Annotated in this window: 18 protein-coding genes; 13 read left to right on the forward strand and 5 right to left on the reverse strand. The window is 26.4% G+C overall.

Annotated features, from left to right (window positions below; genetic code table 4):
• Positions 1 to 5: 5 nt before the first annotated feature.
• From EXC37_RS01820 to EXC37_RS01830, 3 genes are all read right to left on the reverse strand, one after another.
• Positions 6 to 710 carry an MPN527 family putative ECF transporter permease subunit gene (locus tag EXC37_RS01820; RefSeq protein WP_129693839.1) on the reverse strand — a complete coding sequence of 235 codons (705 nt, stop codon included), beginning with the start codon at positions 708 to 710 and terminating at the stop codon, positions 6 to 8.
• Complete coding sequence (upp, locus tag EXC37_RS01825; RefSeq protein WP_006608659.1) at positions 679 to 1,308, reverse strand: uracil phosphoribosyltransferase; 630 nt, start codon at positions 1,306 to 1,308, stop codon at positions 679 to 681. Before upp ends, EXC37_RS01820 begins: the two co-directional genes overlap by 32 nt.
• 100 nt (positions 1,309 to 1,408) lie before the next feature.
• Entirely contained in the window at positions 1,409 to 2,989 is a 1,581-nt protein-coding gene (locus tag EXC37_RS01830) for a potassium transporter TrkG (protein ID WP_029891756.1), read from the reverse strand.
• 88 nt (positions 2,990 to 3,077) lie between these two features.
• Here EXC37_RS01830 and EXC37_RS01835 point away from each other — a divergent pair, with 88 nt between their 5' ends.
• From EXC37_RS01835 to EXC37_RS01865, 7 genes are all read left to right on the forward strand, one after another.
• Complete coding sequence (locus tag EXC37_RS01835; RefSeq protein WP_006608661.1) at positions 3,078 to 3,761, forward strand: potassium channel family protein; 684 nt, start codon at positions 3,078 to 3,080, stop codon at positions 3,759 to 3,761.
• 232 nt (positions 3,762 to 3,993) lie between these two features.
• Positions 3,994 to 4,425, forward strand: a complete 432-nt coding sequence (mraZ, locus tag EXC37_RS01840) for a division/cell wall cluster transcriptional repressor MraZ (RefSeq protein WP_029891757.1) — start codon at positions 3,994 to 3,996, stop codon at positions 4,423 to 4,425.
• Positions 4,425 to 5,327 (forward strand): 16S rRNA (cytosine(1402)-N(4))-methyltransferase RsmH, encoded by a 903-nt coding sequence (rsmH, locus tag EXC37_RS01845; RefSeq protein WP_029891758.1) that lies wholly within the window; start codon positions 4,425 to 4,427, stop codon positions 5,325 to 5,327. The genes mraZ and rsmH overlap by 1 nt, the downstream gene beginning before the upstream one ends.
• A 21-nt stretch (positions 5,328 to 5,348) precedes the next feature.
• Positions 5,349 to 6,524: an MAG3720 family protein gene (locus tag EXC37_RS01850; RefSeq protein WP_029891759.1), complete on the forward strand. Its 1,176-nt coding sequence runs from the start codon at positions 5,349 to 5,351 to the stop codon at positions 6,522 to 6,524.
• 20 nt (positions 6,525 to 6,544) lie between these two features.
• Positions 6,545 to 7,750, forward strand: a complete 1,206-nt coding sequence (locus tag EXC37_RS01855; RefSeq protein ID WP_051660698.1) for a cell division protein FtsZ — start codon at positions 6,545 to 6,547, stop codon at positions 7,748 to 7,750.
• A gap of 73 nt (positions 7,751 to 7,823) precedes the next feature.
• Positions 7,824 to 8,498 (forward strand): 16S rRNA (uracil(1498)-N(3))-methyltransferase, encoded by a 675-nt coding sequence (locus EXC37_RS01860; protein WP_006608666.1) that lies wholly within the window; start codon positions 7,824 to 7,826, stop codon positions 8,496 to 8,498.
• Between the two features lie 55 nt (positions 8,499 to 8,553).
• Positions 8,554 to 10,467 carry a M13 family metallopeptidase gene (locus EXC37_RS01865; RefSeq protein WP_029891761.1) on the forward strand — a complete coding sequence of 638 codons (1,914 nt, stop codon included), beginning with the start codon at positions 8,554 to 8,556 and terminating at the stop codon, positions 10,465 to 10,467.
• Between the two features lie 58 nt (positions 10,468 to 10,525).
• Here EXC37_RS01865 and EXC37_RS01870 read toward each other — a convergent pair whose 3' ends face one another.
• On the reverse strand, positions 10,526 to 12,358 hold the full coding sequence (locus EXC37_RS01870; RefSeq protein WP_081840310.1) for an ABC transporter ATP-binding protein: 1,833 nt from the start codon (positions 12,356 to 12,358) through the stop codon (positions 10,526 to 10,528).
• On the reverse strand, positions 12,336 to 14,126 hold the full coding sequence (locus tag EXC37_RS01875) for an ABC transporter ATP-binding protein (protein ID WP_029891763.1): 1,791 nt from the start codon (positions 14,124 to 14,126) through the stop codon (positions 12,336 to 12,338). The genes EXC37_RS01870 and EXC37_RS01875 overlap by 23 nt, the downstream gene beginning before the upstream one ends.
• A gap of 140 nt (positions 14,127 to 14,266) precedes the next feature.
• On the opposite strand from EXC37_RS01875, the gene EXC37_RS01880 reads away from it, so the two are divergent.
• The 6 genes from EXC37_RS01880 to EXC37_RS01905 all read left to right on the forward strand — a co-directional run bounded on the left by EXC37_RS01880 (position 14,267) and on the right by EXC37_RS01905 (position 19,798).
• Positions 14,267 to 14,566, forward strand: a complete 300-nt coding sequence (locus EXC37_RS01880) for a hypothetical protein (protein ID WP_029891764.1) — start codon at positions 14,267 to 14,269, stop codon at positions 14,564 to 14,566.
• 1 nt (position 14,567) lies between these two features.
• A complete protein-coding gene (locus EXC37_RS01885) occupies positions 14,568 to 15,155 on the forward strand; it encodes a diadenylate cyclase (protein ID WP_006608671.1) in 588 nt (195 codons plus the stop codon).
• A gap of 3 nt (positions 15,156 to 15,158) precedes the next feature.
• On the forward strand, positions 15,159 to 16,607 hold the full coding sequence (gene mgtE / locus EXC37_RS01890) for a magnesium transporter (RefSeq protein ID WP_029891765.1): 1,449 nt from the start codon (positions 15,159 to 15,161) through the stop codon (positions 16,605 to 16,607).
• A gap of 159 nt (positions 16,608 to 16,766) precedes the next feature.
• Complete coding sequence (asnS, locus tag EXC37_RS01895) at positions 16,767 to 18,134, forward strand: asparagine--tRNA ligase (RefSeq protein WP_029891766.1); 1,368 nt, start codon at positions 16,767 to 16,769, stop codon at positions 18,132 to 18,134.
• Positions 18,135 to 18,143: 9 nt separating this feature from the next.
• A complete protein-coding gene (locus EXC37_RS01900; RefSeq protein ID WP_029891767.1) occupies positions 18,144 to 19,151 on the forward strand; it encodes a glycosyltransferase in 1,008 nt (335 codons plus the stop codon).
• Positions 19,151 to 19,798 (forward strand): RDD family protein, encoded by a 648-nt coding sequence (locus tag EXC37_RS01905; RefSeq protein WP_029891768.1) that lies wholly within the window; start codon positions 19,151 to 19,153, stop codon positions 19,796 to 19,798. The genes EXC37_RS01900 and EXC37_RS01905 overlap by 1 nt, the downstream gene beginning before the upstream one ends.
• Positions 19,799 to 19,800: the final 2 nt, after the last annotated feature.

Consider the following 19,800-nt stretch of genomic DNA (forward strand, 5'->3'; position numbering starts at 1 on the left):
CCTCTCTAGTTATGTAAAATTTTAAAAATTTGTGTTATTTTATTTTTTCTTTCTAATAGCACTATAAACAAGTAATTTAATGATAAGTTTACAAAGTTAAAAACTCCATAGAGTGCAAAAGATGCTAAATAGTAATTATTAATTCCAAAGAAGAGATTTTTATAACTTTCTCATTTTTTTGGAGCAGCTAAGTCTTTAAATGTTTTAATTTCCGTATCTCCAAAAAATTGAAAATAAACTGGATTAATTGCAAAAATATTAAGCAATATCAAAAGTAAAGTAGTTAAAGTAATTATTGCAAGTGGATAGATTCAATATCTAAATTTAAGTTTTCTAGAAATTCTTGATTTATAATCAATTTTTTTAAAAAGAAAAAACAAACTTGCAAAACTTATTTGAGTAACGAAAAGAACAAAATGTCCTACTACTGATAATGTTGAATAACCAAATTCATTGTAAGCTGGCGCAATAATAAAAAAAGTTAAAGCGACTATTAAACCGTATTGCCAACCAATATAGGTAAAAATAATGGCAATAATGAAAATTGTAAAATCAAACTTTAAAAAAGCCGTAAAAGGAAACAAAAGATATTTGCCAAAAAAATTTAATACAAAAGCTATGGCTAAAAAAAGTGCGCTAATAGCAAGTTTTAAAAGTATCGGTTTTTTATGATAAATGCTATTTTGTTCCATAAATTCTGTCGCCTGCATCACCTAATCCAGGTTCAATGTACTTATGTTCATTAAGTCTTTCATCTAATGCAGCAAGAAAAATTTGAATTTTGTCTTTACCAAATCTTTCTTCTACATGTTTAACTCCCTCAGGAGCACCAACAAGGCAAACTAATTGCACATTAGTAAAACCATCTTGATGTAATTTTTCAATTGCATCCGCAGCACTTCCACCAGTTGCTAACATTGGATCAACCACAAAAACATAGCTGTCTTTTGCAACGTTAGGCATTTTGTAATAGTATGATTCAGGTAAATGTGTAATTTCATTACGATTTAAACCAATATGTCCAACACGTGCCTCAGGCACTAATTCTAAAAGCCCTTCTAACATTCCTAACCCAGCTCTTAAAATTGGTACAATCACAATTTCTTTATCAAGAGCATAACCCTTGTATTTCAATCCAATTGGTGTAATTACTTCTTTACTTTTAGTTTGATAGTTTCTTAAAACCTCATAAACCATTAAAGAAGCAATTTCATTTAAATTTCTGCGAAAAATTGAATGGTTTGCATTTTCATCACGCATATTAGTTAATTTGACTGAAATTAAAGGATGTTCAATTACTTTTAACATTTTTACTCCTTATTTATATTAATATTCAAATTTTATTATAAGTATTAAATATTAATATCTAGTTTTTAGAAGAAAAAAACTCTGCTTTTTGAGCAAAGTTTTATCCTGTAACTACATCTTGGGTAATGTATTCATAACTATAGTTATAATTTCTTTTTCGACCTCAAATCAAAATTGTTGAACTAATTCCCAATTGTCCAATAAACATCAAAATAGCCATGGTAACTTTACTTGCAGTATTTAATTTTGCGGTTAATCCGGAAGTTAAACCAGCAGTTCCAAAGGCTGATGATGTTTCAAAAATGTAATGTTCAAAGGTGAAAACATTAACATCTGCACTACCACTATAATTCGTTGAAGATGAAGAAATTATTAACGTAATTAAAAGAACTAAAAGCACGCTTGTCAAGAAAACTGTAAAACTGTTTCTTACACTGCTATCACTAATTCTTCTTTTAAAAGCTCTAACTGACGGACGTCCTAAAATTCTTGAGAATAAAGCAATAATGATAATTGCCATTGTAGTTGTTCGAATTCCACCACCAGTTGAAGAAGGCCCGGCACCAATAAACATCATAATACTTAAAATAATGATTGAGGCTGGTGAAAGATCTTTAATTGGAAAAGTAGCAAAACCTGCACTTCTAGATGAAAAGCTCATGAAAAGTAATGATCAAACTCTTTCTGCTTTAGTACCATAAAAACTATTTTGATTATTTCAAAATAATCCAGAACTTTTGTTTTGTGTTTCAAAAAGAACTAAGATTATAAATCCAATAATTGTTGTCAAAAGATAAGTAGTTGTACTAATTTTAGTAACTAATTGTCATTGATATTTACGTTTGTATCCCTTGATTTTAAATCTAAAATAATTTAAAATATCGTGAATAACTGGATAACCTAATCCACCTATAATTAAGAGGATTAAGAATAAAATTTGTAATTCAATGTTGTGGTAATAACTAAAAAGTGAATTATTACCAACAATATCAAAACCGGCATTATTCAATGCACTAATTGAGTGAAAAAAGCCATATCTAAAACTTAATGCTCAATTTCCTGCTGGTGAAATAAATTTTCCAACAAATTCATTTTCATAAAAATTTTGATGTTGTGCAAAATTCAATGTAGAAGAATTTAAAACTCTTGGTGGAGCAACATAGAAATAAAAAGACAGACCCAATCCCGCAATAATTGCAGTAATTAATAAAACTGTAATTGAATCAACAATTATCGCTCTTGTTTCACGACTATTTGAAGCTCCTCTTTCAGCTGAAACTAATTCTAATTGATTTAAATTAGTTTTTTTTCTAAAGAAAATTCAACGTAAAATGTAAATTTTCAACGCAAAAATTCCAATTCCTCCAATGAAAATTAAAATAGCAATAATAACTTGACCAAACATATTTCAAGTGTCAAAAGTATCTAAGGTAACTAATCCTGTATCACTAAAGGCTGAAATTGAAGTAAAAAGTGAATCTACATAAGAAATTCAACCAGGATTCTTAGTTGTGTGTGTTAGAGGACTGGCTAAAAAAATTGAAGAAATAACAACTGTTAAAAGATAAGTAAGAAAAATTAATTGAATTTTGTTACTTTTTCTTTTAAAATGACTAACTTTATGAATAAATAAAGTTAATTTATTATTTCTTAATCAATGTTTAATTTTTCATCTATACATATTAATTAATTTTAATATTAAAAATATTATTTAGAATTAATTATTATTTATAATTATGAAAGACATGTACAAACTTTAAGGAGTTATCATGAAACGAAAAAAAAGTTCTAAGAAAAGTCAAGACATTTGTGTAATTGGTGCTGGCCGTTTTGGGTCGGCTGTTATTTCTCAACTTGCCAAGTCAAATGCATCCTTATTATTAATTGATAAAAATGAAGATAATTTAAAAAAATTTTCAGATGTAGCAGAAAAAATTGCAATTGCTGATGCAGCTGATATTAAATCATTAAGAGCACTAAAAGTTGATGAAATGGATACTGTAGTTGTGGCTCTTTCAGATAATATTGAAATTGTAGCTTCTTTACTTGAACTAAAAGTTCAAAATGTTATTGCTCGAGCAACTACCAAAAGACACGCTTTGGTATTAGAACAAATCGGAGTAAATGTAATTGTGCAACCTGAATATGAGGCTGGAATTAGAACTGCTCTTTTAGCAACTAATACAAACTTTACGAAGTATTCAAAAAATTTACAAGAAATTGGTGATGATTTTGTTATGGGAACAGTAGTCATGGCCAATAATTCACTTGTTGATAAAGCAATTAAAGATATTAAATTTAATGAATTAGGAATTTCAGTAGTTTTAATTAAAAGAGGAACTGAATTTATTTTACCTAATGGTTTCACAGTTTTAAAAGACCAAGATTTAATTACTATTCTTGGTAAAATCGATGATGTAACTCAAGCTTTTGAAGAATTTAATAAAGAATAGTGGGAAAAAGCCCCACTATTTTTTTGTTTTTTTCATTTAGTCAAAAATTAAATTTTAAAAAGTAAAAAATTGAAAAAAGCCCTTTATTTTCATGTTTTTTTTACTTTATGATTTTTTATTATTTTTTTGTCTTTTTAATCTTTCTTTTTTTATATAAAAAAAATAAAAAATTTATTTAATTCAAACTCAAAAATATGTAAAATAGTGGTGAATAGTGGAGGAAAGTGGAGATATGTACGGAAAATATCCTCGAACCATTGATTCAAAAAACAGAGTCATGTTGCCTTCAAAATTACGTGATAATTTAGGTTCAAAATTTTACATGACAATTGGTATGGAAAATATGGTCGAATTAAGAAGTCAAAGTGAATTTGACAATTTTGCATCCAAATTAAATCAACAAAGCAATTTTGATCCAAAAGCCAGAATGCTAAAAAGATTATGACTTGGTAATACACAAGAAATTGAAACAGATTCACAAGGACGTTTCGTTATTCCTAAACAATTTCTAGATAAAGCCGCTATTCAAAAAGATGTAATTTTCGTCGGCATGGGCAATTTAGTTGAACTTTGAAGTTTAGAAAAATTAACGGCTTATGACGAAGAAATAAGTGTTGAAGAAATGAACGCTGCTGCTATGCATTTAACTGATAAGGACTTTTAATGAAAAATGAACATTATTCAGTGTTACTAAATGAAAGTCTTGAAGCATTAAATCTTAAAGTCGATGGGACTTATGTAGATTTAACATTGGGCATGGGTGGTCATTCAAGTCATATTCTTAAACAAATTCCAAAAGGAAGATTAATCAGTTTTGACAAAGATCCTTTTGCGATAGAAGAAAGTCGCAAGCGTCTAAGTCAAATTGGTAATAATTTTCATTTGGTACATGCAGATTTCGCAAATATTGCTGCTGAACTAGAAAAAATGGGAATTACTTCAGTTGACGGAATTGTTGCAGACTTAGGAATTTCTTCACCACAAATTGATAATCCCGAAAGAGGTTTTTCTTACAATAAAGAAGCACGTCTTGATATGCGGATGGATACTACTCAAGACTTAGATGCCTATTACATCGTGAATAATTATAGTGAAACAGAATTAAGTCAAATTTTTTACAATAACGCCGAAGTAAAATTTGCAAAACAAGTTGCGAAAGCCATTGTAAATAATCGACCAATTGTAACTACAATTCAACTTGCTAACATAGTTAGAAATTCACTTCCGGCAAAAATAGTTAATTTGAAAAATCCAAATAAAGCTATTTTTCAGGCTATAAGAATTGAAGTAAATAAAGAATTAGATTCTCTAAAAAAAATGTTGACAGATGCAGTGCAACTGTTAAAAGTTGGAGCATCTTTAGCAGTTATTTCATTTCATTCTTTGGAAGACGGAATTGTAAAAAAATTCTTTGGAGAATTAACCAAAGATAAACTTCCTTCAAAAATGCCAATTAATGAAGAAAAATTTTATAGTGTAAAAGTTGTAAAAGTTTCCAAAAGTGAACTTGAAGCTAACAATCGTTCACGTAGTGCAAAATTAAGAATTTTGACCAAAATTAAATAAATATAAGGCAAAGGAGGAAAAATGAATAAATTCTATGTTAATTATTTTCTAAATGAAAATGCAATCAAAATTAACATATTGCAAGAAACAAATAAAAAATCTGCAATTATTTATAAAAAAATTTTTTCTCCTTTACTTTTTGATCAAACGCTTGAAGATGTTGTTTTAAACACAAAAAAAATTTTAAAAAATTTGCGTTTAAATAAACACGATCAACTTTTCTATACTTTAATTGTTGATGAAAACTTCGACAAATATTTACAGCTTAAACATAATCAAGCAGAAATTTTAGTCAAGAGTAACTTGGTTAGTAAGCAACATTTGAATGAATTAAATCAGCAACTAAAAAAAGCAAGAAAAAATGAGCAATTAGTGATTTTGAATCAAGAAAAAATTCAATATCTCATTGAAAATGAACTAAATGAAATAAAAACCTATAATACTTTTCCAATAAATAAAGTTGCAAAAAAAGTGATTTTAGAACAAACTTTATTAACAACCCAAAATGAAAGTGAATTGAATTATTTAGTTAATTTTTTTCAAAAGAATAAAATTGTTTTTAATCAAATTCTAACTAACAGTCAGTGTCTTGTGCATGCACAGCCTGATGTTAAGAAGCATTTTAAAACTTTAATTAATTTTGACTGAAATAAACTAAATTTAAGTTTACTTGTCAATAATAAAGTTGTTTCTTTTAAAAAATATAATTGTGACTTTAAAGACTTAATTAAAGGCGAATTAAAAAAAATTATCAATTTAAGTGATAGTACTTTAGACTTATTATTAAATGGTGTTATTAAAAACTATCCAAATTACAAACTTAATCAGAATACACTTACCAATCACCAAAAATTAACATTTAATTTTGTTGAGAGTATGCTTGAAAAAATTGTTGAAATAATTTATAACTTTTGAAAAGATAATAATCAATTAGGAAATATCATTTTAATTAATGAAACTTTGGGTGGTGCCTTAGAATCTAAATTAAATGAATATGATACTGATGTGGTTACTACTTTGAAAGATTTAGAAATTAGTTCAGAAATTTTTGGCGTAATAAACTTAATTAATGGTCAATATGTTCAAAGTGATGATCAAAACAAAACTGTTAATAATATCACTTTACCAAACACCAAAAACATCTTTGACAAACTTTTTGGTTGATTAAACATTAGCAATTTAAAACTAAATAAATAACATAAAGGGAGTTTTTGCATATGGAACATGATTACAAAAATGTTAAAGTTAAAGTAATTGGAATTGGCGGTGCCGGCAATAATGCCATTAACCTTTTACTTGAAGAAGACTTACCTAATGTTGAATTATGAATTGCTAATACTGATTATCAAGATTTGGAAAAAAGTAAATGTACGAATAAACTTTATTTAAAGGGTGATTCAGAAGGCTATGGTGCTGGTGGAGATCCAAAAATTGGAAAAAAAGCAGCTGAAGATAGCATTCGTGAAATCGATGATGTACTACAAGATACTGATTTATTGATAATTACTGCGGGACTTGGCGGTGGTACAGGTACTGGCGCTGCTCCAGTAATTGCTAAAGCAGCAAAAGATAAAGGAATTGTGACCTTAGCAATTGTATCTACTCCTTTCACTATTTTTGAAGGAAGTAGAAGAAAAAAAATTGCTCTTGAAGGTTTAGAAGAATTAAAAAACTCAACTGATTCATACATTGTTTTATCTAATGATAAATTGATGCAAAGTAATTTAGAAGGTAATTCTGAAGATGCTTTCAAATTTGCCAATATTACTTTAAAAAACTCTATTAAAGCAATTTGAGAAGTAATTTTTGAAAAATTTACAATCAATATTGATTTTAATGATTTAAGAAAAGTTTTAAAAAATGGTTCACAAACTTTCATCTCAATAGGGAAGGGTTTTGGCAACGACGCTTGAAAAAAAGCAGTTGAACAGGCCCTACTCAATCAACTCAATGAATTTGAATTATCTGATCCTAAAAAAATTATTATCATCTTCAAGATGAAACAATCTTCATTTAAAGAAATAGAAGAAGCAAAAAAACTACTTGATCAATATTTAAATGTTAAAGACGATGATGTTGAAATTCTTCTAGGTATTAAATACTTAGAAAATGTTGACGAACGTGACAAAAGTTTCAGTCTAACTGTGATTGCTTCAGGTTTGAATAGCAGCAGTGAAAAATCACCTGTCTATTCATCATCTTATCAGAGAAATTTTGATGAACCGTTCAATCCTTATGATTTAAATAAGGTTGATACTCAACAACTAACAAACAGTTTTGAAATTAATTCTACTGAAGAAAATTCAGAAGAAAATAAATTTTTAATTACTGATAATTACAAAATGGCTGATGAAGAAGATGAAAAAGATTCAACCAAAGGTGAAGTAAAGAAAAAACGCTTTCCATCATTTTGAAAAAAATAATCTAATTTTCAATTAAGAGTGTTAGTAAACACTCTTTTTTGTTACAATTTTTAAATTATTTAAGGAGTAAAAAATGCATAGATTTTTTGTTCAAGAACGTGATGGAAACTATTTTAATTTAGATGAAAGTGTGAAAAAACACATTAAAGTTGCAAGATTAGATAAGGAAATTTTTTTATGTAACTATCAAAATAATTTTTATGAGTGTGTTTTAGAAAATCAAAAAGCTAAAATTTTGAAAGAAAGATTTGATATTAATAACGAATTTAAAAAAGAAGTAATTTTGGCTGCTCCAATTATTAAAATGAATCGTTTTGAATGATTAATTGAAAAGGCAACAGAACTAGGAGTGACTAAAATAATTCCTCTTATTACTAAATTTACCGATGGTTCTTTAGTTAAATATGATTTAGCCAGAAAATACGAAAGACACTGTGAAATAGTCAAAAATGCTGCGGAGCAATCATTTCGAAATATTATTCCTCAATTTTTAAAACCAACAAAATTAGAAAATCTTATCAATGAACATCAGAATAAAAATATTTTTCTTGCTTATGAAAATGCTAATAGTTCAGTAGTTAAAGAATTGCCAACTAATTCCTTAATTATTGTTGGTCCTGAAGGAGGATTTAGTCAAGAAGAAATTAGTTATGCACAAGAAAATAATGTAAAAATAATTAGTTTAGGTAAAACAATTTTACGAGCAGAAACTGCTTGTCTTTATGTTCTAAGTAACATCAAAGAATAGTAGTGAAGTTATAGTATATAATTAAAATATCATTTATAAAACATAAAGGAGAAATATGAAAAAAATTAGTTTAAAAGATGATTTCTATCAGGCAATTAATCAAGAATGACTTGACAAAGCTAAAATTCCTGCTGATAGACCTTCAACTGGGGCTTTTTATGAAATTCATAAGAAAAGTGAAAGAAGATTAAAACTTATTGCTAATAGTTTGCTTAAGGAATATAAAAGTAAAAAACTAGAAAATAATGTACTTACAAATTTCGCTAAGTTATATGAAATGACAAGTAATTTTGAAAAAAGAGAACAATTAGGTATTAAACCACTTAAAGAACTTGTTAAAGAAATTGAAAAAATTCAATCACTTGAAGATTATGCAATGGCAATTGAAAAACATATTTTATATGGTTTACCAACCTTTTTAAATTTCTTTGTTTATCAAGACTTTAAAAATTCAGAAATACAAACATTGTACCTATCAAGTCCTAAAACCTTATTACCTGAAACTTCTTATTATGATGAAAAAAATCCTGCTAAAGTTAGTCTTCTAAATGCTTATCGTAAAATGCAACGTAAATTACTTAAAAAATATGGTTACAATTCTAAAAAAATTGAAACCTTATTAACTAAGGCAATTAACTTTGATGAAAGATTAGCAAAATACTATCCATCAGGACAAGAATTAGCTGATTATGACAAAATGTATAATCCAATGCACGTTGATGAAGTAAATGCCAAAATTAAGTATTTTGATGTTAAAACATTGTTAGAAAAATTAGTTAATCAATCAGTTGATATTGTTTCACCAACATATCCACGTTTTTTAGATAATATTAATGAAGTTTTAAACTCTGAAAATTTTGAAGAATTTAAAGCATGACTTTTACTAAGCACTATTTCAAGCTTTTCACCATACTTAGATAACGATAGTAGAGTTAGCTCATCAATTTATGGAAGAACTTTATCTGGTGTTAAAAAAGCTTCTAAAAAAGAAAAAGCGGCCTTAAATATAGCTATCTCAGCTTTCAATATGCCTGTTGGACTTTACTACGCAAACAAGTATTTTAGTGAAAGCGCTAAAAAAGATGTTGAAAACAAAATTGCAAAAATGATTAATGTTTATGCAAGACGTTTAGAGGCAAATACCTGATTAACAAAAGCAACAAAAGAAAAAGCTTTAATTAAATTAAGAGGATTGGGTGTACATGTTGGTTATCCAACTGAAATTAGACCATATTATCAAGCTATTGAAATTAAATCTTATAAAGAAGGTGGAAACCTTGTTAAAAACATTTTAGAAGTTAATTACCAAGAGCAAAAATATATGTTTTCTAACTATAAACAACCTATAAACAAAAACTACTGAAGTATGTCACCAGCAGTAGTTAATGCTTATTATTCTCCAACAATGAATCACATTGTTTTCCCAGCTGCTATTTTAGATGCTCCTTTCTATTCAGAAAAACAAACTTCATCACAAAATTACGGTGGAATTGGAGCAGTTATTGCTCACGAAATTAGTCATGCTTTTGATAATCACGGTGCCTTATTTGATGAAAAAGGTAACAAAAATATGTGATGAACTGAGCAAGATTTTGCTAAATTCCAAGAATTAGGGCAAAAAATGATTGATTTATTTGAAGGTGTTGAAACAGGTGTTGGTTTATGTAACGGAAAATTAACCTTGTCAGAAAATATTGCCGATGGTGGTGGAATTTCATGTGCTCTAGAAGCTTCAAAAAGTGAGTCAAATCATTCATCAAAAGAATTCTTTACTAACTGAGCAATTGTTTGAAGAAACAAAGCAAGTGAAAGTTATAGAAAAATCCTACTATCAACTGATCCTCATGCGCCAGCTAAATTAAGAGCAAATCAACAAGTTAAAAACTTAGATGATTTTTACGAAACCTTTGATATTAAAGAAGGCGACGGAATGTTTTTACCTAAAGAAAAACGTGTAAATATTTGATAATAATTAGCTCTTGCCTAGGCAAGAGTTTTTTAATATAAAAAAACACTTCTAAAAAGTGTTAATTTTCATCAAAACCTATTTCATAGAGTTTTTTGTATTTTCCATTAAAATTAATTAATTCTTGGTGTGTTCCTCTTTCAATAATTTCTCCATTTTCAATTAATAAAATTAAATCTGCATTTTTAATTGTACTTAAACGATGTGCAATAACTAATGAAGAACGATTTTGAATTAAAAAGTCCATTGATTTTTGAATTCTTTTTTCAGTAACAGTATCAATACTACTTGTAGCTTCATCTAAGATGGTAATTGGTCTATTTGTAATTAAGGAACGAATAATTGAAATTAATTGCTTTTGCCCATGACTTAAATTTTTTGCATTAGATTCTAATTGCGTTTCCAAACCTTTAGGCATTTCATCAATAAAATCTCTACCAATAATTTCATCTACCTTTTTATAAATAAATTCATCACTTATTCTTTCGTCAAATAATCTTAAATTTTCTCTTAATGAAGCATTAAAAATATATGTATCTTGCAAAATCATGTCAATTTTAGATCTTCATGAACTGTCTTTTATTTCTAAACTGCTCTGTTGATCAATTAAAACTTGACCACTAGTTGGTAAGTAAAATTTATTTAAAAGTTTGGCAATTGTAGTTTTACCAGCCCCTGTGGAGCCGACTAAGGCAACTGTTTTTCCTGGTTCAATAGTAAAATTGATTTTATTTAAGATTAATTTATTTTCATTTCCAGCATAAGCAAATGAAACATCCTTAAATTCAATTAAACCTTGTTTATAGTTTAGATCTTTCAATTCACTTTGATTAAATTCAAGTTTAATGTCCAGTGTTCTTTGAACACGAACAATTGATCCAAAACCTAATTGAATGCTATTTAAAATTTCTAAAGTTTGAGCTACTAAGTTGTTGATGTTTGTAATAAAAATAGAGAATGTTATCAATAGTCCCACACTCAAAGGTTTAATTCCTCCTGTAGGAATATTTTTGTGTAAAAATACTATTCCAATTGCCACAACTACTAGAGTAATTAAATATCTCATAAAATGTGAAAAAGGGAAGGTTAATGAAATTCTTTTACTTATTGAATATTCGGGTTTAATTAAATCTTTATTATATTTATCAAAAAGTTTAGTAACTTTTTCTTGTTGGCCATTTAATCTTATCAAAGGAATAGCATCAATAATTTCTTCTAAATAACCCTGAAAATTAGCTATTGTTTCTTGTTGCTTAATGAAGTGTTTTTGATTATTTTTAACTAATCCATAAAACACTAAAAGTGAAATTGGTACAAAGAATAAAGTAATAGCACCTAATGATGGAGCATAAATAAACATAATTACAAATGAAATAACAAATTGAAAGAAACTTACCAAAATTGATGACATCATGTCCAGTAAAGCTGTCATAATATTATTTATATCATTTGTAAGAGATGACATAATATCACCTGTTTTTTTACTATCAAAATATTTTAATGGCATGTTTTGTATCTTTTTATAAGTTTCAATTCTTAACTCATAAATCATTTTGATTATTGCTTTATTAAGTATTCTTCCTTGTAAAATTCTTCCCAATTGCATAAAAATAACTAGTAAAGAAATAATTACAATGAATAAAACAAATTGTTCCATTTCAAAGTGCTCTACGTCAAAATTTACACCCAGAAATTTATCGGTTATGTAACCCACTAAAAAAGTGGATATATTTGGCAAAAGTGCTATTAAAAAAGCTAGAATTATCAAAAAGAATCATGTAATTTTTTTAATTTTAACTCTCTTAAGAAATTTAAAAAAATTACGAAACGATAATTTTTCTTTTGATGTTGAATTATACAAATTTTTATATCTACTCATAACTCACCACCTCATTTTGACTTTGATAAATTTCTTGATAAATACGATTGTTTTTTAAAAGATTTATGTGATTATCAAAGCCAACTACTTTTCCTTTATCTAAAACCAATATTTTGTCAGCTTCTTTAATGGTGCTAATTCTTTGAGCGATAATTACAACAGTTGTATTTTTAAATTTGTCTTTTAATTTATTTCTTATTTCATAATCTGTTTGATTATCTAAAGCCGATGCAGAATCGTCCATAACAAAAATATTTAAATCTTTTGAAATTGCTTGTGCAATTGAAAGTCTTTGCTGTTGACCACCAGAAAGATTTTTTCCTTTTTGACTTATTTCATAGTCTAATTCTTTATCAAAAGAATATACGAAATTTGCATTAGCTAAACTAATTCTCTCTTTTAATTCTTCAAAACTAATGTCTTTTTCTCTAAATTTTAAATTTTCTGCTATTGTTCCACTTAAAAGTTTTGTTTTTTGCAAAACAACAGAAATTTTTTTGTAATAATCATCTAGATTAATTTCATTTATTTCTTTATTATCAATATAAATTTGACCTTGATTTGGTTTTAGTTGGTATTCTTTTGTCAAAAGTTTAATTAAAGTACTTTTACCACTTCCCGTTTTTCCTATAATTCCTAAAGTCTTTCCATTTTCTATTTTAAAAGAGACATTATCAAGTACTGAATTAGTTCTATTTGGATATGAAAAAGTTACATTTTTAAATTCGATGCTCCCACTTTTAATTTTGTATCCATTTTCTTGTTTGTCAATTTCACTTTTTTCAGAAATTAATTCAATATATCTTTTTGCAGATGTCTGAGATCTAAAAAGTCTATTAATTGAAAACATAGTTCAAAATATAGAATTAGTTACCATTAATAAGTAAGTAGAAAATTGGTAAATTTGGCCTATTAATTCTGTTGTGTAAACTTTTGACCCGTGCGCTATGAACACTGCAATAATAATAAATATGAATGAATTTCCTAAACTTGAAATTATGTCGATTAAAGGTCAAAATGTTATAGAAATTAAATTGGCTTTTTTAGCTGTATTATATGCACTTTGGGCTGATTTATCATAATTTAAAAATCTTTTATTTTCTAAGTTATAAGATTTAATTAAACTTATAGCATTGATATCTTCTTTTGCAATATTGTTCAAAATATCCACGGTGTAATTTTCTTTTCTATAGAGTGGAAACACCTTTTTTATAGCAAAAAATGATCCAAAAATTATAAAAGGAATGATTACAAAAATACTAATTGATAAGTAAATGTTTGTTGTTATTGAAAAAACTAATCCTCAAATAAATAAAAATGGTGATAAAAACAAAGGTCTTACCATTGTTTGAAGTCCATCTTTAATTTTTTGAATATCGTTTGTAAAACGAGCAATTAAAGTTCCTTCATTATACTTATCAATATTTGTTTGGCTTAAATTTAAAATGTGTACAAACAATTTTTTTCTTAACTCGTATGCTCCAAAAATAGCAAATTTATTGCTTAATAAAGCTGACGTAAAGGTAACAATCATTAACAAAATCGCTAACGATAAAATCAGTGCAATTAAAATTGATAACGCTTGATTAAAGGATGGTGCATTTATATTCCAAAATAAAATTTTAATCACCGGTTCCGTTTGGTTATTTGCAGCCAATTCAATAACTTGTTTAATTATTGAAGGTATTAAAAACGAAATAAAAGGCTGAAACAAAGTTAAAAAAATAACCAAAAAAGCTAAAAATCTTAATTTTGGAGATAATAATTTCAAAATTTTAATCATTTTTTCTCCTTGTTATTTTTATCTAACTTTTTTTGATCTATTTGTTAATCTAATTTAAAGTATAGAATTAATACTTATTATATAATTCAATGTAGATTTTATATTTTAAAACTCTAAAATTAATTTAAGTTAGGAGCGTTATGTCAAATATTGATCGTGATCCAATTTTGTGCCAAGAAAGAATTGAAAAAAGAAGACAATTACTAATTCAATTACATCAAGAAAATTTAATTGAATTAGAAAATCCTGCTTTAGTTGAAATTGAAGAAGAAAATTACGGAACTTGTCAAGAAGCCAATTGCTTATTAAAAGAAAATGTTATCGATAAAAAAGAATACAACTTTAAGCAAAAAATTAAATGAGCTTGAATTATTGTTTCAATAACTATTATCATTTGTTTATTCTTATTGGCATTTTACATAGGTAGATTGGGAGCATAAGATGGTAATAAATACTGCATTTTTTGTAATTTTAGTTTTAATTTTGGTAATTGTAGCTATTATTTTGACAATCATTTTAGTTCCTTACTTAATAAATTTCATCAAGGAAAAATTACAAAAAAGTCAATACAACAGATTGGGTAGAAGTAGCCAAATACGTTTAATTAATCAATTGCGTGAAGCTATTGAATATTTATCAAAAAATAAAATCGGAGCATTAATTACGATTGAAAATAACGACAATATTGACAACTTAAGAACTGATGGAATAATATTGAATGCTAATATTAGTTCTAGTCTGCTTATATCAATTTTTAATAAATATAGTCCCTTACATGATGGTGCAGTAATCATTAGAGGAAATAAAATTTATTATGCTTCAACTTTCTATAAAATAACCAAAAAATCAATGGATAATCAATATGGTGCTCGTCATAGAGCAGCTATGGGAATTAGTGAATTATGTGATGCCACAACAATTATTGTTAGTGAAGAAACAGGTGATGTTAAATTTGTTAAAAACGGAACCTTTTACAATATAAGACTAGATAAGTTCCAAGAACAATTAATTAAATACTTGAAGGATTAAAATATGAACGAACAATCAAGTGAACATATTCTTTTAGATCAAATCAAAGAAATTGTTAAAAGAAAAGATATTTCAAAAGCAAGAGATTTAATAGATGAAATTACTAACGCTGAAATTGCTGAAGTAATTAATGAGTTGTCTTTAGAAGAACAATTAACTTTTTTAAGAATGTTGAAAACTGCTGATGCTGCTGAACTATTTTCATACTTGGATGAAGAAATTCAAAAAGAATTGGCACAAAGTTTTTCTGAAGAATGAGGAATGAAACTTCTTCAAAATTTACAAAGTGATGAACTAGCAGATATTTTAGATGAATTACCTTCTAACGTAACTTCAAAAATTTTGGCTTATACTCCAGCAAATAAAAGAGAAGATTTAAATAAATTATTGCGCTATCAAGATGATGAAGTTGGCAGCATTATGAGTATTGATATCTCAAGTATTAATAACGAATATACTTGTGAACAAGCCTTAAACAAAATAAGAAGAGATTACAATAAAAAAGGTGCTGAATTAGTTCATTATTATTATGTTGTTGATAACACTAACAAATTACTTGGTGTTTTAACACTTGAAGAAATAATTTTCTCAAACCCGGAAACTAAAATTGATGAATTATATTCACCAGTTGCTTCTGTGGAAGCAAATGATAAAAAAGAATATGCAGCACAAATTTTTAGTGATCATGATATGTCAGTGTTGCCAGTGACAAACAAAGAAAAAAGATTAATTGGAATGGTTACAAGTGATGAAGTTATTGATGTAATCAATGAGGAAAATACTGAAGATTTATATAAAATAGCAGGAATTACAACTAGTGAAAATGATGAGTGGGATTATTTGAAAACTCCATGATATAAACTAGTTAAAAATAGAATTTTATGAATTGTTATAACTTTAATTTTTGCAACAGTTTTCCAAATTTTCATAAACATTATTTTAAGTCTTTCTTTAAAAAATCAGACACTTGTTGGAAATATAACAGAATTTATTGCATTCGCTTCATTAATACCTGTAATTATTATGATTACAAATAACAGTTCAATTCAAGCTAATGTAACTATAACTAGAGCTATTAATTTACAGGAAATTGACCAAAGTACCTATAAAAAAGTTATTTTTAAAGAAATTATTACTGGATTAATATTAGGTTTTATAGTTGGTTTAATTAATTTTGCTAGACTTGCAATTTATTATTCAGCTAATGGTGATTTATTAGTAAAAAATAATCATATTCAAGTTACAAATATCATTATTTTAATGATTATTTCGTCAATTGCTTTATTTTTAATTGTTTTTATCGGAACATTTTTAGGAACTTTAATTCCAATTATTTTTGCTAAAAAACATAAAGATCCTTCATCAATTTCAACTGTCTTAATTAGTAACATTATAAATATAATTGCTGCTCTGTTAATGTTTTCAGCAATTATCGTATTAAAAATTCAGTAAAGATGCAAATGCATCTTTTTTTTACAAAAACACCAATAAAAAAGGCTGATTTCATCATTCAAATAAATTAATAATTTCTATAGTTATATTAATATGAATATTAATATATATAAATATGCTAAAATAATTAATATTATTTACAATCAACAAGGAGATTTCATGCATCAATTAACAATAAAAAAATTATTTAAAAACCCGCTTGCATACGATCAAAAAAATCTAACTTTTAAAGCATGAGTCGTTTCAAATAGAGGAAACAAAAAAGTTAGATTTTTAACAATTAATGATGGATCAACTGCTGAAAGTTTGCAGTGTGTAGCAAAAGAAGAAAGTTTAGGAATAAATGTTTTAGAAGCTTTGGATAATACACATTTAGGAGCTGCTGTTTTAGTTGAAGGTCTTTTAAAACATACACCAGAAGCAAAACAAAATGCAGAATTAGTAATATCTAAGTTTGAATTGTTGAAAGATTCAGATTTAGATTTTCCTATTCAAAAACAGCAAATAAATTTAGAAACATTAAGAGAAATTCCACATTTAAGACATAGAACAAACTTACTTAGAGCAGTATTTTTAATTAGGTCTACTTTAGCCTATGAAATCCACAAATACTTCCAAGAAAATGATTTTATGTATTTTAGTGCTCCTATAATTACAAGTAATGATGGTGAAGGTGCTGGAGAAACTTTTAATGTTAACGATTCAAATAGTAAAGAACCTTTTTTTGGAGAAAATAAAGCAACTTTAGGCGTTACAGGTCAATTACATGCAGAAAGTTATGCTTTAGGATTCAATAAAGTTTATACTTTTGCTCCAACTTTTAGAGCTGAACATTCAAACACTAAAAAACATGCAGCAGAATTTTGAATGATCGAACCGGAAGTTGCATTTTATGAATTAAATGATGTTATTAATTTAGCAGATGATTTATTGAAAACAGCAATTAAAAATACTATTGCTAAACATGAATATGAATTTAAATTCCTTGTTGAGAATGTTGATAATAATTTAATCAATAAATTAAATAAATTCTTGAATAACAAGATTTCAATTATTGACTATAAAGATGCAATTAATGAATTAGCTAAAGTTAGAGATGAATTTGAAGAAAAAAATATTACTTTTGGACTTGATTTAGCAACAGAACATGAAAGATATATTTCAGAAAAACTTTTTAATGGCCCTGTAGCAGTGATAAATTTTCCTAAAGAATTTAAAGCATTTTATATGCATCAAAATGATGATGGTAAAACTGTTGCTGCTTTTGATTTATTAGTCCCAGGTATTGGTGAATTAATTGGTGGAAGTCAAAGAGAAGTGAGAAACGATAAACTTTTAGAAAGAATTAAAGAAGTTGGTGTTTCTCAAGAAGATTTACAATGATATCTTGATTTAAGACGTTTTGGTAACGCAGGATCAAGTGGTTTTGGTATAGGATTTGAACGTCTTGTTATGTATGTAACAGGAGTAGACAACATTAGAGATGTCATCCCATACCCAAGAACTTCTGGAAATATCAAAATGTAGGAGTGATTTATGAAATTATCTATTATTTCTCCCAATATAAACAATGGAATAGTTTTGAATGAATTTTTAATTTCATTAAAAGAGCAAACTAATCAAGATTTTGAAATAATTTTAGTTTTAAATAATAACAACAAAAAAACTTTTGCAATTATTGAAGAAAACTTAACTTTTTTTGGTTCAAGATTAAAATTTATTTTAAACAATACAAAAAGAAATGCTCAAACAGATATTATTTCTGCTTTTCACCTTATAAAAGCAAAATATGCAACAATAGTTTTTCCTGATAATGAATTAAAAACTAATTTTGTGGAAAAACTTACTGAAGAATTGGATGAAAATTCTCCAGATGTTCTCGAATATTCTCCTAGATTAACTGGCACCGTTAAGTGAAAAGCTAAAAATAGATTATTGCCTAAATACTATGAAAACATCCAAAATTATCCAGAAATTTTAGCATATACATATCCTTTTATTTTCAATAAAGTTTTTAGCAAAAAAATCATTTTTAATTTTTTGAAATATAGGCCTTTAGAAGTAAAAGATTCGAAATTTTGTGTGGAATTAACATACTTTTTAATGCTTAGTGCTAAAAGTTATCAATATGTTGACAATTATTTCTTAAAAGAAGAAATTAACACTAATTTATGAATTAGCCCTCTTGGTTTTATTGAACAATTTCAAAGAGTTAAAGATTATCTTGAAGTTAATAATATCAAGCTTCTTCATGAAATTGAATATGCTGAATTACACTTTATACAAGTTATATTAGGCACAATTTTAATTAATTGAAAACATTCAATTTTTCAAAAAATAATTAAATCAGGAGAAGTGAATGCAGTCGTAATAAGAAATGAAAAAGCACTTAATTTAATCAAAAAATTTCTTGAAAAAAAACATAAAGAACAACGACTTTTTTTCACAACTAACCTTTACATTAATAAAGAAACTGAAGAATCTAGTTTTTTAAAGACAATACCTAACAGAAAAGAATGAGAAAATATTTTTAGCAAACTATAATGGTTTTACATAAAAATGCAAATTTTTGAACTAGATTTGCTACTAATTTAATTGATATTATCATTTTTATAGGTAGTGTTTTTCTCCAATATTACTTTTTGATAGTCGCAAAAGGAAATTTAAAAATTAATTTTTACATTTTTTTAATTTTTAGTAATTTAACTGCTCTAATTTTGTTTTTAGTTCTTCCTTCTTTTTTAGAAGGAAGAACATTAGGAATGGTTATTAATCACGTTCAATTTATTCATATTAATAAAAAAGAAAAATTAGTAATATGAAAATTAATTTTATTTAAAGCAATTTTTAACTTTTGATTGTGACTTCTAATTTCAATTATTTTTGTTGGTTTAATTAAACCAACTGAATTGGAAAATTTTAAAGATGCTACGAATGAAGAGATAAATAATAACTATCGATTTATTATTGCAAAGAGAATCATTAGCACACTTTCCAGTCTACTTTTCTTATTTACTTTAACTAATTATTTAATGGTAATAGGTAAAAAAAATAAAATTGGCCTTTTAGATATTATTTCTAAAACTAGAATTGTCTATTTAAAACACTATAAAAAAGAAGAATTAAGTGAAATGGTTAAGTTAATACCATTTAAAAACAATAATCAAGAATTCAAATATTTTAATAATTAATA

It is taken from the genome of Mycoplasmopsis columbina (genome assembly GCF_900660685.1).
Taxonomy (GTDB): domain Bacteria; phylum Bacillota_I; class Bacilli_A; order Mycoplasmatales; family Metamycoplasmataceae; genus Mycoplasmopsis; species Mycoplasmopsis columbina.